The 14,646-nt window shown below is 60.0% G+C and carries 16 protein-coding genes; 15 read left to right on the forward strand and 1 reads right to left on the reverse strand.

The features are described from left to right. Positions 1 to 2 precede the first annotated feature (2 nt). The gene (locus ACKFRY_RS06710) at positions 3 to 899 is read right to left on the reverse strand and encodes a hypothetical protein (protein ID WP_408922076.1); all 897 of its coding nucleotides are present in this window, start codon (positions 897 to 899) and stop codon (positions 3 to 5) included. Positions 900 to 1,026: 127 nt separating this feature from the next. Here ACKFRY_RS06710 and hisD point away from each other — a divergent pair, with 127 nt between their 5' ends. From hisD to ACKFRY_RS06785, 15 genes are all read left to right on the forward strand, one after another. Beyond that, positions 1,027 to 2,337, forward strand: a complete 1,311-nt coding sequence (gene hisD / locus ACKFRY_RS06715) for a histidinol dehydrogenase (RefSeq protein ID WP_408922077.1) — start codon at positions 1,027 to 1,029, stop codon at positions 2,335 to 2,337. Continuing rightward, a complete protein-coding gene (locus ACKFRY_RS06720) occupies positions 2,338 to 3,468 on the forward strand; it encodes a histidinol-phosphate transaminase (RefSeq protein WP_408922078.1) in 1,131 nt (376 codons plus the stop codon). Continuing rightward, on the forward strand, positions 3,465 to 4,067 hold the full coding sequence (hisB, locus tag ACKFRY_RS06725) for an imidazoleglycerol-phosphate dehydratase HisB (RefSeq protein WP_408922079.1): 603 nt from the start codon (positions 3,465 to 3,467) through the stop codon (positions 4,065 to 4,067). Before ACKFRY_RS06720 ends, hisB begins: the two co-directional genes overlap by 4 nt. A 169-nt stretch (positions 4,068 to 4,236) precedes the next feature. Continuing rightward, positions 4,237 to 5,487 (forward strand): MFS transporter, encoded by a 1,251-nt coding sequence (locus ACKFRY_RS06730; RefSeq protein WP_150850767.1) that lies wholly within the window; start codon positions 4,237 to 4,239, stop codon positions 5,485 to 5,487. Between the two features lie 3 nt (positions 5,488 to 5,490). Next, on the forward strand, positions 5,491 to 6,123 hold the full coding sequence (gene hisH / locus ACKFRY_RS06735) for an imidazole glycerol phosphate synthase subunit HisH (protein ID WP_179386691.1): 633 nt from the start codon (positions 5,491 to 5,493) through the stop codon (positions 6,121 to 6,123). A gap of 14 nt (positions 6,124 to 6,137) precedes the next feature. After that, complete coding sequence (priA, locus tag ACKFRY_RS06740; protein WP_150851874.1) at positions 6,138 to 6,926, forward strand: bifunctional 1-(5-phosphoribosyl)-5-((5-phosphoribosylamino)methylideneamino)imidazole-4-carboxamide isomerase/phosphoribosylanthranilate isomerase PriA; 789 nt, start codon at positions 6,138 to 6,140, stop codon at positions 6,924 to 6,926. Between the two features lie 3 nt (positions 6,927 to 6,929). Then, positions 6,930 to 7,712, forward strand: coding sequence for an inositol monophosphatase (locus ACKFRY_RS06745; protein ID WP_179386689.1), 783 nt, complete (start codon positions 6,930 to 6,932; stop codon positions 7,710 to 7,712). A gap of 29 nt (positions 7,713 to 7,741) precedes the next feature. Further along, the gene (gene hisF, locus ACKFRY_RS06750) at positions 7,742 to 8,512 is read left to right on the forward strand and encodes an imidazole glycerol phosphate synthase subunit HisF (RefSeq protein WP_150851220.1); all 771 of its coding nucleotides are present in this window, start codon (positions 7,742 to 7,744) and stop codon (positions 8,510 to 8,512) included. Next, positions 8,509 to 8,871: a phosphoribosyl-AMP cyclohydrolase gene (gene hisI, locus ACKFRY_RS06755; protein ID WP_150851219.1), complete on the forward strand. Its 363-nt coding sequence runs from the start codon at positions 8,509 to 8,511 to the stop codon at positions 8,869 to 8,871. The genes hisF and hisI overlap by 4 nt, the downstream gene beginning before the upstream one ends. After that, positions 8,868 to 9,506 carry a TIGR02234 family membrane protein gene (locus ACKFRY_RS06760; protein ID WP_005324612.1) on the forward strand — a complete coding sequence of 213 codons (639 nt, stop codon included), beginning with the start codon at positions 8,868 to 8,870 and terminating at the stop codon, positions 9,504 to 9,506. The genes hisI and ACKFRY_RS06760 overlap by 4 nt, the downstream gene beginning before the upstream one ends. 84 nt (positions 9,507 to 9,590) lie before the next feature. Next, positions 9,591 to 10,421 carry an indole-3-glycerol-phosphate synthase gene (locus tag ACKFRY_RS06765; RefSeq protein WP_005324614.1) on the forward strand — a complete coding sequence of 277 codons (831 nt, stop codon included), beginning with the start codon at positions 9,591 to 9,593 and terminating at the stop codon, positions 10,419 to 10,421. 45 nt (positions 10,422 to 10,466) lie between these two features. Continuing rightward, on the forward strand, positions 10,467 to 11,420 hold the full coding sequence (lgt, locus tag ACKFRY_RS06770; RefSeq protein ID WP_005328808.1) for a prolipoprotein diacylglyceryl transferase: 954 nt from the start codon (positions 10,467 to 10,469) through the stop codon (positions 11,418 to 11,420). Positions 11,421 to 11,578: 158 nt separating this feature from the next. Then, the gene (gene pyk / locus ACKFRY_RS06775) at positions 11,579 to 12,994 is read left to right on the forward strand and encodes a pyruvate kinase (RefSeq protein WP_100067822.1); all 1,416 of its coding nucleotides are present in this window, start codon (positions 11,579 to 11,581) and stop codon (positions 12,992 to 12,994) included. Positions 12,995 to 13,287: 293 nt separating this feature from the next. Next, positions 13,288 to 14,178 (forward strand): cation diffusion facilitator family transporter, encoded by an 891-nt coding sequence (locus tag ACKFRY_RS06780; RefSeq protein ID WP_005324622.1) that lies wholly within the window; start codon positions 13,288 to 13,290, stop codon positions 14,176 to 14,178. Between the two features lie 30 nt (positions 14,179 to 14,208). Continuing rightward, entirely contained in the window at positions 14,209 to 14,391 is a 183-nt protein-coding gene (locus tag ACKFRY_RS06785; RefSeq protein WP_005324624.1) for a hypothetical protein, read from the forward strand. Positions 14,392 to 14,646: the final 255 nt, after the last annotated feature.

The following is a 14,646-nucleotide window of genomic DNA, read 5'->3' on the forward strand; positions in this document are numbered from 1 at the left end:
GGCTAAGGCCATTCGACGGGGGAGGCGCCGGTTACCTCGTGCGCGATGTCATCGATGCCGTGCAGGATGTGCTTGAGCCCGCGGCCGATGGCGCTAAAAAGTTGCGGCCGGGTAAGTCCCGCGGCGGTAATGGTGGCGGCATCCATTCGCACCTGCAGGCCCTCGGAGGTGTGGTGGCAAAATGCCACGGCGCCGTGGTGGGCGCGATTCCAGTCATTGCAAATGAGGAATAGCCGGGTAAATTCCGCCTCGTCCAGGCTGGGGTCCCAATGCCCCTTGATAATGAGGCTGGGCCCGTTGTCCAGTGCAAAGGCGAAAAGGACGTCATTGACCCAGGCGTAGATGGCGGTGGCGCCGTCGCTTTGGAAACGCTGGATGCCGATAAGTGGCAGGATCTCGGCCACGCTATCGAGGGTGAAGGGTTCTAAGGGGGCGTCGGCAAGCGGGGCAAGCTCCGGCGAGGCTTCGCGCACGAGGCCGGGGTGCGACTGAGCGAGCAGATCCATGAGTACCTCCGCGTTGCGCAGCGCCGGTAGGAGGAATGCTGCAAGCTGTTCGCGGCTGGGGGAGGTATCGGCCGGCAGGTAGCTATGGCCGGACACGCTCACGTAGTCGGGCTGGTCATAATCAACCACGACGGCCGGGGAGAGGCAATCGTGATTCCACTCGTTGGCCAAGTGCGCGAGCTCAGAGATCTCGCTGAGATCAACGCCGCCGCGGGGGCTGGTGTGCAGGTGGAGCACCGGTTCTTCCAGCTGGTCTACAAAAACGAAAGTGGAGCCACCGGCCGCATGCGGCACGAGTAGCTCGCCAGTGGGCAGGGTCCAGCAGGAAACATCATTATCGCGGGCGATGGTGCAGGCATGCGCGAGCAGAAGAGAGGGTTCAATCTCGCTCATCGCTGCCACCACCTTAAAGCTGTGTTGACACCGAGTCTATAGCCCAAACCGGCCCCCTCGCTGGCGTTTGGCCATTAGGATATTGGTTTAATAACAGAAATCCGATTGGCAAAAAGGGGATCCGGGAATGCTCCGCACCATCGATCTGCGTGGCCACGAGCTGCGCCCCGCCCAGCTGCGGCGAGTTTTGCCGCGCGGTGGCACCGACGTCGCCGCCGTGGTGGACAAGGTGGCGCCGATGGTTCATCGAGTACGCCACGAAGGCGCTGCGGCCGCCTTGGACTATGGCGAGCAATTCGATGGCGTGCGCCCAGCCCATCTGCAGGTGCCCCAAGCGGAGTTGGAGAAGGCCGCTTCCGGCCTAGACCCGCAGGTGCGCCAAGCGATTGAGGCCTCCATCGAGAGGGTTCGCAAGGTTCACGCCGAGCAAAAGCCGGCGGCGCACACCACCGAGCTGGCACCAAGTGCCACGGTGACCGAGGTCTTTCGCCCCATCGAGCGCGTTGGGCTATACGTGCCGGGAGGCAAGGCGGTCTATCCGTCCTCAGTGATTATGAACGCCGTGCCAGCACAGGCGGCCGGCGCGGAAAGCTTAGTGGTAGCCTCGCCGCCACAAAAGGAATTCGGCGGTCTGCCGCACCCCACGGTCCTGGCCGTGTGCCAGATGCTGGGCGTGGAGGAGGTCTGGGCGGTAGGAGGCGGCCAAGCCATCGCGCTGATGGCCTACGGCGATGATGACGCCGAATTAGCCCCGGTGGACATGATTACCGGCCCTGGAAATATCTTCGTCACCGCGGCCAAGCGGTTGGTGCGCGGCGTGGTGGGCACCGATGCCGAGGCCGGTCCGACCGAAATTGCCATTATCGCTGATGAGACCGCGAATCCGGTGTATGTGGCCTATGACCTTATCTCCCAGGCCGAGCATGATCCGATGGCCGCGAGTGTGCTCATTACGGCATCTCCAAGCCTGGCTCAGCGTGTGAAGGAGGAGGTAGAAGCGCGCTACGGCTCCACCGCTAATGCGCAGCGGGCGGCCGAAGCTCTAGGCGGCGAGCAATCCGGAATTGTGTTGGTCGACTCCCTGGACGCAGCGGTGGCGGTGGCCAATGCCTATGCCGCTGAGCACCTGGAAATCCACACCGCAGAGCCCGGCGCGGTGGCCGAGCGGATTAAGCACGCCGGTGCCATCTTTGTAGGGGACTTTGCTCCAGTGCCGCTTGGAGATTACGCGGCCGGCTCCAATCACGTATTGCCCACCTGCGGTACGGCGCGCTTTTCTGCCGGCCTGTCTACTCATACCTTTATGCGGCCGGTCAACCTTATTGAGTATGACCGAGCTGCGTTGGAAGAGATTGCCCCGCACGTTATCGCTTTTGCGGAGGCTGAGGGGCTGCCTGCCCACGGTGAGGCTATCCGCGCCCGATTCGAGGAGAATTAAATGACGCACTTGAATGATCTTCCCCTGCGCGAGGAGCTGCGCGGCAAGTCTGCCTATGGGGCGCCGCAACTCCATGTGGCCTACCAGCTCAATACCAACGAAAATCCTTATCCGCCCTCGCAGGCGCTAGTGGATGACTTGGTGGCGGAGACCCGGCGCCTTGCCACCACGCTCAATCGCTATCCGGAGCGCGATGCGGTGGAGCTGCGCCAATCCTTGGCGGACTATATATCTGAACAAACCGGCGTGCGCGTGGGTTATGCGCAGGTGTGGGCGGCCAATGGCTCGAATGAGATTTTGCAGCAGCTGTTGCAGGCATTCGGCGGTCCAGGCCGCAGCGTGCTCGGTTTCACCCCGTCTTATTCCATGCACCCTATCCTCGCTGACGGCACCCATACGCAGTTTGTGGAATGCCCGCGCGATGAAAATTTCCGCATTGATATGGACCGGGCGCTCGCAGCCGTGGCGCAGCACCAGCCGGATATTATCTTTGTGACTACGCCAAATAACCCCACCGGCGGGGTGACCAGCGTGGACGAGATTGCCGCGCTTGCCGACGCCGCCCCGGGCATCCTCATCGTCGATGAAGCTTATGGCGAATTTTCTTCCTCACCTTCTGCGGTAACGCTGCTGGATAAATATCCTACGAAGCTGGTGGTCTCGCGCACCATGTCTAAGGCCTTCGATTTTGCCGGCGGCCGCCTCGGATATTTCGTGGCGCACCCGGCTTTCGTGGAGGCCGTAATGCTGGTGCGGCTGCCGTACCACCTGTCCGTGCTTTCCCAAGCGGCGGCGACGGTGGCGCTGCGCCATAGCGCGGATACGCTCGCCACCGTGGAAAAGATCGCCGCCGAGCGCGAGCGGGTGGCCGCTCGCTTGCGCGAATTGGGCTATACCGTCCTGCCGAGCGAATCCAATTTCCTCTTCTTCGGCCGCTTTACTGACCAACACCGCGTGTGGCAACAGTTCTTGGATAAAGAAGTACTCATTCGCGATGTTGGCATCGCGGGCCACCTGCGCATGACCGTGGGGCTAACGGAAGAAAATTCGGCCTTTTTGGCCGTAGCCGAGGACCTTGCGGATACAGTAGTGGCTGATTCCACGGCCGCAGGTGAAAGGAGCGAAGCATGAGCAACCGCGTAGGGCGCGCCCAGCGGGCGACGTCGGAATCGCAGATTTCTGTGGTCATTGACCTCGATGGCACCGGGCGTAGCGATATTTCCACCGGACTGCCTTTCTTTGACCACATGCTCACGGCCTTTGCTACTCACGGCAGCTTTGATCTCACCGTGCAGGCTACGGGCGATGTGGAGGTAGATGCCCACCACACGGTGGAAGATACTGCCATCGTGCTCGGCACCGCGCTGCGTGAGGCGGTGGGGGGTAAGGCCGGCATTCGCCGCTTTGGCTCCCAGCTTTTGCCCATGGATGAGGCCTTGGTGGAAGCGGTGGTGGATTTTTCTGGGCGCGCCTATTTTGTCATGAACGGCGAACCAGAGCACCTGCAGTGGCAGACCATCGGTGGGCATTATGCCACCGTGATCAACCGCCATTTCTTTGAAACGCTCGCCACCCACGCTGCGGTAACGCTCCACCTCAACGTGCGCTATGGGCGCGATCCGCATCACATTACGGAAGCGGAGTATAAAGCCGTAGCGCGTGCGCTGCGCGGTGCGGTGGAATTCGACCCCCGCCAGACTGGAATTCCATCGACGAAGGGAGCACTCTAGAACGCATGCACTTTATGATCTTGGTCCTCTTCCTCGTAGCTGGCATGCTGGTGGGAGGCGCATGGTCTGCCTACCAACAGGGGTCGAAGGCAATGACAGTAGTAGCCTCTCTTTTGGCCGCAATCACCGTGATAGCAGCAATCTCGTGGATGGTAGGAGCGTTCGGTAAATGAGCACAACCCAAGAAACTAATATCTGGAAGGTACCTGGATATACCGCGACCATGTTGGCCATCGCCGCAGCCTTCGGTGCTTGGTCCATCCTCCTTCCAGTGGTGCCGCTAGCGGTCATTGACTCCGGCGGCTCAGCTACCTTGGCGGGCTCATCCACGGGCATATTCATGGCCTTTACCGTGCTGACCCAGATCATTTCCCCATGGCTCCTGCGCCGGTGGGGCTACCGCCGCGTAATGGCACTGTCCGCGTTTACCCTGGGTGTACCTGCCTTTGGCCACCTCTTGGGTACCGATGCCTGGGTAGTCCTGCTCTTTTCTGCCATGCGCGGCGTCGGCTTTGGCGCGCTGACCGTTTCTGAGTCCGCGCTCATTGCGGAACTGGCGCCCGTACGCCTGCTGGGCAAGGCAACCGGCATGATTGGTGTCTTTACCGGCCTGGGCCAGATGGTCTTTTTGCCCCTGGGATTGATCATGGCGGAAAAGCTGGGATATGCCTCGACCTATATCACCGCCGGCATCATTGGCTTTGTGGGCTTTGGTCTGTGCCTGCGCATTCCCAAGATTAAGGTCACCCTCGCCTCCGATACTGAAGAGGAGCCGAACCTGATCCGCGTACCTACGTGGAAGCTAGTGCTCGTTCCTGCGCTGGCGCTAACGACGTTTTCTATGAGCTATGGCGCCGTGTCTTCCTTCCTGCCGCCGGCGGTGCAAGAACTTGATGCCGAGCGCGGCGCTAGCTTGGCCGGCTTCATGCTGTCCATCGTGGGTGGCGCGGCCATGATTTTCCGCTACTTCGCCGGCATGGTGGCAGACCGAGTGGGCACTCCCGGCCGGCTCTACATCCCCGGCCAGGTAATGGCTATCGTGGGCGTGCTCGCCATTGCCGTACCGCTGTACCTCGACGGTTCGGTGTGGTGGCTCGTTCTGGGTGCGTTCCTCTTCGGTGGCGCCTTTGGTATTGCCCAAAATGAAGCCCTGTTGTCGATGTTTGACCGTCTGCCACGCGAGCGCGTCTCGGAAGCTTCGGCCATCTGGAATATTTTCTATGATGGCGGCACTGGCTTGGGCTCGACCCTCTTGGGCGCCTTGGTCGCCGGCTACGGCTATGCAGGGGCTTTTGGCGCCGGCGTGGTCATCCTCGTCGCCGGCGTTGTGATGACGCTGGCAGATTTTATCCTTGGGCGCACCCGCGTGAGCGAAACCAACGATATCCGGACGCGACTGCGTCGCATGCGTAAGGTATAGCCCATGGCAAAGACGGTCGCATTATTGGATTATGGCGCGGGCAATGTGCGCTCGGCCCAGCGCGCGCTGGAGCGAGTGGGCGCGGACGTCACCGTTACCGCGGACCCTAAAGAAGCGGTGGAAGCGGACGGTCTGCTTGTCCCTGGCGTGGGTGCCTTTGCTGCCTGCATGCGCGGGCTACGGGCGGTGCAGGGCCCTCGGGTCATCGGCCAGCGCTTGGCAGGAGAGCGGCCGGTGTTGGGCATTTGCGTAGGCATGCAGGTCCTTTTCGACGCCGGAGTGGAACACAACATCAACTCCACCGGCTGCGGCGAGTGGCCCGGCACCGTGGAAAAGCTGCAATCTGCGGTGCTGCCGCATATGGGATGGAATACCGTAGAGGTACCCGTCGGCAGCGATATGTTTGCCGGAGTGGCCGAAGACGAGCGGTTTTATTTCGTGCATTCCTACGGCGTTCGCCGGTGGGAATTGGAAACAGAAATTACCCGTCCGCCGCAGGTGAGCTGGGCCGAGCACGCGGGCGATAGGTTCGTCGCGGCCGTAGAAAACGGCGCCCTGTGGGCGACCCAATTCCACCCTGAAAAATCCGGGGACGCCGGTGCACAGCTTTTGGAAAACTGGATGCGTACGCTCTAGGTAGGATGAAGAATATGACTTTTACGCTCTTGCCAGCAGTCGATGTATCTCAAGGCCAAGCCGTGCGCCTAGATAAAGGCGAAGCAGGCACCGAAACCTCGTATGGTTCCCCGCGCGATGCCGCACGAAAGTGGCAGTCCCAAGGCGCGCACTGGCTGCACTTTGTGGATTTGGATGCGGCTTTTGGCCGGGGCTCCAACCACGCAGAAATGGCGACGATTACCCGCGAGCTGGGCGTGAATGTGGAGCTTAGCGGCGGAATCCGGGACGATGCCGCGGTGGAGCGCGCACTGGCTACCGGTGCGCAGCGCATTAGTATCGGCACGGCTGCACTAGAGCAGCCGGAATGGATCGAGGACATCCTCGCTCGCTACGGAGATAAGGTCGCCGTGGATCTTGCCGTGCGCGAGGAAGGCGGCGAATGGCGTACCGCCGGCAATGGTTGGGTTTCCGATGGCGGCGATCTGTGGGAGGTACTCGAGCGCCTCGATGCCGCCGGATGTCAACGCTTTGTGGTGACAGACGTGTCGAAAGACGGCATGCTCACCGGACCTAATATTGAGCTCCTGCGCGAGGTAGCGATGGCGACGGAGGCAAAGATCACCGCCTCTGGTGGCATTTCTAGCGTGGAAGACCTGCGCGAGCTCGCGCTTTATGAAAATGAGGGCATCGATTCCGCCATTATTGGCAAAGCCCTGTACGAGGGGAAATTCACCCTCGACGAAGCACTCGCCGCGGTGGCCGAGGTAGAGCCGCTGCCGGCGGAAGAAACCATTGACCCTTTCGACCCTGAGGACAACTAAGTCATGATGGAACCCCGCGAGTTGGTGGCCTTCGCGGAGGCGGCCGTAGACCAAGTAGAACCCATTTTTCGCTCCGGCCTCGGAGCTGCGCCCGCCCGTTTTAAGGGGCAGGGAGATTTCGCCACCGAGGTAGACCTCGTCATCGAGCAACAGCTGCGCGATATCTTGACCCAGATGACCGGTATCCCGGTCTATGGAGAAGAATCGGGCGGCAGCGTGCTCGATACCGTGTGGGTGGTAGATCCGATCGATGGTACCGCGAACTACTCTGCCGGAAACCCCATGGCCGGCATCCTGGTGGCGCTCATTCATGAGGGTGCGCCCGTCGCCGCGGTATCTGACTTCCCGCTCCTGGGGCGCCGTCTGGTCACCTGCGATGGCTCCCCACTGCGCTCAGTAGGTGGGCCTGCCACTGGCTTCGGAGGAGGGGACGAAGCAATGGGATTTGATGAAGCACGCGGCCACGTGGGCTGCTCTTCCCACCTGCCTACCGAAATCTTCCATGAGCTGCGCGAGACCGGACTGCGACCGCGAATGACCGGTTCTGTGGGGCTTGATAATGCCTTCGTCGCGCAGGGTGTGTTCGATGGTGCGATTAACTTCTCTCCGCACCCCTGGGATAACGCCGCGGGTGCACTGCAGATCCAGGCAGCCGGTGGAGTTGTTACCGATCCGGACGGAAACCCGTGGACTGCGCAGTCACGCGGCATGGTGGCAGGTACCCCGCAGGTCCATGCCACCATCGTGGATATCCTGTCTCGTCATACCGGTACTTTTCACCGCTAAAATTTAAACCTTCAAAGGAGGCGGCCGCCATGGCTGTAGCCGTACGCGTGATCCCCTGCCTAGACGTGGACCAAGGCCGCGTGGTCAAGGGCATCAACTTTGACAACCTGCGCGATGCCGGTGACCCAGTAGAGCTGGCCGCGCGTTATGACGCCCTAGGAGCCGATGAACTTACCTTCTTGGACGTCTCTGCTTCTAAACAAGGCCGCTCCACCATGCTCGAGGTCGTGCGCCACACCGCAGACCAGGTATTTATCCCCTTGACGGTGGGTGGCGGAGTTCGCAGCGTTGATGACGTCCGAGAACTATTGCGCGCCGGGGCAGATAAGGTCTCCGTGAACACCGCGGCCATTAAGAATCCGGAACTGCTGCGCGAAATGGCTGAGATTTTCGGGGCCCAATGCATCGTGCTGTCTGTTGATGCTCGCCGGTGCCGCGAAGAGTATGCGCCATCCGGCTTTGAGGTGACCACGCACGGCGGTACGGAATCGGCCGGGATCGACGCCATCGAATGGGCACGCCGCGGCGAAGAACTCGGCGTAGGGGAGATCCTCCTCAACTCAATGGATGGCGATGGCACAAAGGAAGGATTTGACCTTGAATTGCTGCGCGCCGTGCGCGCAGCGGTGATCATTCCCGTTATCGCCTCTGGCGGCGCGGGAAAAGCCGCGGATTTCCCACCAGCCGTTGCAGCCGGCGCCGATGCCGTCTTGGCAGCAAGTATTTTTCACTTCGGTGAGGTAGAAATCAGCGACGTGAAAGACGCCTTGGACGCTGCGGGCTACGAGGTGCGCCGATGAGTACCCCGGGCAACTATGAACTTAACGGGGACATCGCCAAGCAGCTCAAGCGCAATGACCAAGGCTTGGTGCCGGCCATTGCCCAAGCTGAGTCTGGTGAGGTGCTGATGATGGCCTGGATGGATGACCACGCCTTGGCCCATACCCTCGCCACCCGCAAAGCAACGTATTTTTCGCGCTCGCGCAATGAATATTGGGTCAAGGGAGAAACTTCTGGAAATACCCAAGAGGTGCTGGGCGTTCGCCTTGACTGCGATGGAGATACTATTCTGCTGACCGTGCGGCAGCGCGGCGGCGCCTGCCATACCGGTGACCGCACGTGCTTTGACGCCACCGATCTCCTAGGAGGGCAACCGTGAAGGCTAGACGCCTTGGACCACTACTTATCGCTGTAGGAGCCATCGTAGTGTGGCTGTCCTCCCGTGCTACGTGGGTGGTAGCCGCCAGCGAAGACGACAAGGCCGGCTCTGCGGCCAATGACATCATCGGCTCGGCTTGGTCGCTGGAAATCATGGCCTTGACCCTAGTTCTGGTAGCTGGTGCCGTCGCAGGGATGGCGCTGCGTCGCGTAGGTAGGCGAGTAGTGGGCATCGTGTGCGCTCTTGCGGCCGCGGCTAGTGCATGGACCCCGGTGAGCCTGTTGACTGCGGGCGCGGACGCCGAGCGCGCCCAGAAGATCCTGCAGGGAGCCTCGGCCAATGAAAACGCCGTAGACTCTGCCCAGATTTCTGACTGGGCCACGGTCGTTTCCACCGAGGTGCATTCCCTGGGCCCAATTCTGGCCCTAATAGGTGCGGCAGCGGCCCTCTTCGGTGCAGTCATGCTTGCGCGCAATCCAGGCGTGGATAAGGCGAAGGCGTCTAGCAAATACGAAACCCCGGCGGCACGACAAGCAAAGCTGGAGGAGGATTTGGAAACCTCCTCCGACTCTGGCCGCGTGATGTGGGACGCCCTTGATAGTGATATAGATCCCACCGATATGGACAAAAAATAGCCCCGTTTCCTGTGTAATTTCCGGAACGGCACGCTAGCGGGTTAACCTAAGTGTGATTTTAATCGCCCGTGGAGGGAGGTGCTGATGCCTACGCCCATTGCCGTTGACCACCTAGTTGCAGGAGTCTTGGAGGACGTCGCTGCGCGGGAAGCTCGCGTGTCTTTCAAAGATGTGAAAGCCCGCTCGCGTGACATGGAGCCTCCCCGGGATGCCCGCGCGGCGTTGCTGCGCACTGGCTGCTCGGTCATCACGGAGCTCAAGCGCGCCGTACCCTACGGTGGCGAAATCGCACATGTTGGTTCTGCGGAACAGATGGCGGAATGGGCCCGCACCTTTGAACACTGCGGCGTACATCTCATGGCATGCCAGACCGATTTCCGCCGCTTTCACGGTTCTTTAGAAGACATGGCAGCTGCGCGTGCTGCGATTGATATTCCCATGATGTCGCGCGATCTCATCGTGGACCCTTACCAAATTCATGAAGCCCGGTGCTTTGGGGCCGATGCTATTCCATTGCAGGTTGAACTCTTAGAGCAAGCTCGCCTGGAGGCACTTTTGGACCGGGTGGAATCGCTCGGTATGACCGCGATCGTAGAGGTACGCAACTGCGCCGAGGTTGACCGCGCAATCAAGGCAGGAAGTAGCGTCATTGCCATCAATGCGTGGTCGTTGGCTTCGGATGCCATTAACCGCGAGGCGTTTAACGATATCGCCCCGGGCTTACCCGAATCCATCCTCCGCATCGCAGTAGGCGGGGTAAACAACGCGCGCAACCTGTTTCACTATGCTTCACGCGGCGCCGATGCAGTGTTGGTGGGAGAATCAGTCATGGCTGCCCAGGATCCTACGGCGCTGGCGCGCTCTTTGGTGGCTGCCGGGCAGCATCCAGCGTGTCCCGCGCGCAAGATAGAATAAGACCCCAACTAGCTGGTGGGGTGGGGGATAAGGCACACTGGCTACGTGCACACAGAAATTCTTGCAAATATTCCGTCTCCGCCGCAGGGCGTGTGGCAGTTGGGGCCCATTCCCATTCGTGCCTATGCGCTGTGCATCATCGTGGGTATTATCGTCGCCTTGCGAATGACCTTACGCCGCTACACCGCACGCGGCGGTAACCCAGACACAGTATGGGATGCCGCCATCGTGGTCATCCCAGCCGGCATCATTGGCGGGCGGCTCTACCACGTCATTACCGATAACCAGAAGTACTTCTGCGATAGCTGCAATCCCGCGGACGCGCTGAAGATTACCAATGGCGGACTGGGCATTTGGGGCGCCGTAGCCTTGGGCGCACTAGCTTTGTGGGTGCTTTTCAAAGTGAAAAAAGTACCGCTCGGCCCCTTTGCTGACGCGGTGGCGCCAGGCCTCGTCCTCGCGCAGGCGATTGGACGCCTAGGCAACTGGTTTAACCAAGAGCTCTATGGGCGCCCGACCGACGTTCCGTGGGCTTTAGACATCTATTACCGCGTCAATGAAAATGGCGGCTATGCTCCCGTTTCCGGACACTCCACGGGGGAGATCATGACCTCGGTGCACCCGACCTTCCTGTACGAGCTCGTGTGGAATGTCCTGGTCTGCCTTTTCCTCTTGTGGGCTCACAAGGCCTGGAAGTTGGGGCACGGGCGCGTCTTTGCCCTTTATGTCATGGGCTATACATTGGGCCGCTTCTTTATTGAAGGGATGCGTTCCGATGAGGCGACCCATATCTTTGGGGTCCGCGTGAATCTCATCGTGTCGCTTGTGATTTTTATCATCGCCGCGATTGTCTTCTTCGTGCTTGATAGGCACCGCCAGGGCCCAGAGTCCCCCGAAGAGGTAGATCCTAAGTATTGGGCGGAGCGCCGGAATACTGATGGGCACAGCCATGAGCACGCGGTATCTGACGGGCAGCAACCGGGTTCTTCATCGACGTAAGCATTGCCCAAGTGTGTCCGGTTGGTTTTGGGTTTGTGGGAAATAGGGCATTTTGGGGTGCCCGTTCAGAAAATGAACCCGAGAAATTGTGGCCCCAATCCTTTCGAAGTAGTAGGTTGGGGAGTGTTCAGTTTCCCCGACGGAATAGGCCAATAATGCTGGATAGAAGAACGAAGATTGTTTGTACTCTCGGCCCTGCCGTTGCTAGCGAGGATGGCATCTTGCGCCTCGTACAGGACGGCATGGACGTTGCCCGCCTGAATATGTCTCACGGCGAGCATGCAGACCACGAGGCGAATTACAACTGGGTGCGCCAGGCCACCGATAAAACCGGCCGCGCCGTCGGTATCTTGGCGGACCTCCAGGGCCCTAAGATTCGCCTTGGCCGCTTTATCAACGGCGAGGAGCAGTGGGATAACGGCCAGATCGTCCGCATTACCGTGGACGATATCGAAGGCACCCATGACCGCGTCTCCACCACTTACAAGGGCCTGGCGAAGGACGCCAAGCCAGGTGACCGCCTGCTGATCGACGACGGCAAGGTTGCCGTTGTTTGTAAGGAAGTCGACGGCAACGACGTCGTCTGTGAGGTCACCGAAGGTGGCCCGGTTTCCAATAACAAGGGCGTTTCCCTCCCTGGTATGGATATCTCCGTGCCGGCTTTGTCGGAAAAGGATATCGCTGACCTGCGCTTCGCTTTGAATCTCGGCGTTGACCTCGTGGCACTGTCCTTCGTCCGCTCCCCAGCAGATGTGGATAAGGTCCATGAGATTATGGACGAAGAGGGTCGCCGCGTTCCAGTTATTGCCAAGCTGGAAAAGCCTGAGGCAGTAGACGCGCTCGAGTCTATCGTGCTGGCATTCGATGCCATCATGATTGCCCGTGGCGACCTCGGTGTTGAGGTGCCGCTGGAGCGCGTGCCGCTGTTCCAGAAGCGCGCTATCCAGATTGCTCGCGAGAACGCTAAGCCGGTCATCGTGGCTACCCAGATGCTGGATTCCATGATTTCTAACCTGCGCCCGACCCGTGCAGAGGCTTCCGACGTGGCTAACGCCGTTCTCGATGGCGCTGACGCCGTTATGCTCTCTGGTGAGACTTCCGTGGGTATTGACCCGCAGAACGTCGTGCGCACCATGTCCAAGATCGTGGCTAATGCTGAAGATGGCGGCAAGGTTCCACCGCTGTCCCACGTTCCGCGCACCAAGCGTGGTGTGGTGTCCTATTCCGCCCGCGATATTGCCGAGCGCCTCAATGCAAAGGCCATCGTAGCCTTTACTACCTCCGGCGATACCGCTAAGCGCGTGGCTCGCCTGCACTCCCAGCTGCCACTGCTGGCATTTACGCCGGACCCAGCGGTTCGTTCCCAGCTGGCTTTGACGTGGGGTGCTGAGACCTTCTTGAGCCCGCACGTTAAGTCCACCGATGACATGATGGAAGCTATCGATGATGCATTGCTGGAGATGGACAGGTACGAGGAAGGCGACATGATTGTCGTCATTGCTGGTACTCCTCCAGGAATTGCTGGCAACACCAACATGATTCAGTGTCACTTGTTGGGTGAAACCAAGAAGTAGATTTTTGGCACGAGCGCCGCGACCCACCCTTTAACACGTTCCACGGCTCGCGGCGCTTTTCTATATACATTTATACAAATGTAGATTTATATTTACCTCGAGTACACTCAGCGGTTGCTTTCCTGACATGCGGCTGCAGTACTTTTTGGTTGTTCATGTTTCAGCTTCTCTACACATTCAAAGGACAACTGCACAATGACCTAAATCAGGCCGACTTGGCCTCAGTGGCTGCGCTTACCCCCATCCATTTTCATTTAATTGTCAATAAGCGTCGACGGGGATAGGCTGAGTGCATGGCACACGAGCACCACGACCACGATCACTCCAGCACGCCGCTGCGCGCACTCTTGATTGCGCTAGGCATTACCGGCACCGTCTTCTTCGCGGAGCTGATCGGCGGCTGGTTGGCGGGTTCGATGGCGCTGATGGCGGATGCGATGCACATGCTTTCCGACGCTGCGGGGTTGATCATCGCGGTGTTAGCGGTGTTGGTTGGGCGCCGACAAGCATCGGCTCAGGCCACGTACGGCTACCGACGAGTGGAGGTGCTTGCTGCACTGGCGAACGCAGTGATGGTGCTGGCGATCTCGGTGTGGATTGTCGTCGAGGCGGTGCGCCGCCTGCAGAGCCCGGCCGAAGTGCAGGGAAAAACGATGCTGATCATCGCGGTGATCGGCCTGGTGGCGAATGCGCTATCGGCGTGGGTTCTGCACCGGCACCGCAAATCCTCGATCAACGTGGAGGGCGCGTTCTTGCACGTGTTAGTGGATATGCTCGGCTCGATCGCAGTAATCGTGGCCGGCATCGTGGTACTGACCACGGGGTTTGTGGCGGCGGACGTGATCGCCTCCCTAGCGATCGCGGCGATGGTGCTGCCGCGCGCTTGGCAGCTCATGCGGCTTTCGGCGAGCGTGCTGCTCGAGCAAGTCCCGGCGGACTTCGACGCCAGTGCGATCGAGCCCGCGCTGCGGCAGGTCGAGGGCGTTGCTGACATCCACGACCTGCACCTGTGGAGCCTGGACGGCGTGAACGTGCTCACGACCGTGCATATCGTGCGCGACGGCACCGTCGGCACCGGCCCGCTGTTGGATGCCGCCCAGCAGGCCCTGCGCGAACACGGTATCGAGCACTCCACCATCCAGATTGAGCACCCAGAGCACGAATCCCACGAGACGGTGTGCTGATTCCCTTCTAACCTGACTTAGGCCAATTTTGTGCGGAAGTTCGCGGCCGGTGATTACTTGGATGGTGGCAGTGAGGTCGGGCGGGAATGGTACGGCGGCGTGAATGGTTTCGCCGCCAACGACGAGTTGAAAGCTGCGGTATTTCTTGAGTGTTCTCACGAGGCGTTTGATGAAGTGACCACTGCGGGTCTCCATCAGGTGGGTCACGGCTAGTGCTGCCATCACAATATTGAGATGTGCTGTGATCGAGTTTTGTTTCCTCGCATAGATTGGGCGTGCTTTCAGGTCTGATTTCGACATCCGATACGACATTTTCAATGTGGAATAGCCTGCGGTAATGCCCGATAACCTCCTGGGCGGGAAGAGCGGTCAGGTCGGTTTCATAGCTGTCGATTTGGGGTAGTTGGTACCGCGAGTCTGCGTAGTTGGTACCGGTGTTCCGCGTACCCGGTACTGCAAGGGGTTTTC

It is taken from the genome of Corynebacterium tuberculostearicum, assembly GCF_046097255.1.
GTDB lineage: Bacteria > Actinomycetota > Actinomycetes > Mycobacteriales > Mycobacteriaceae > Corynebacterium > Corynebacterium tuberculostearicum_J.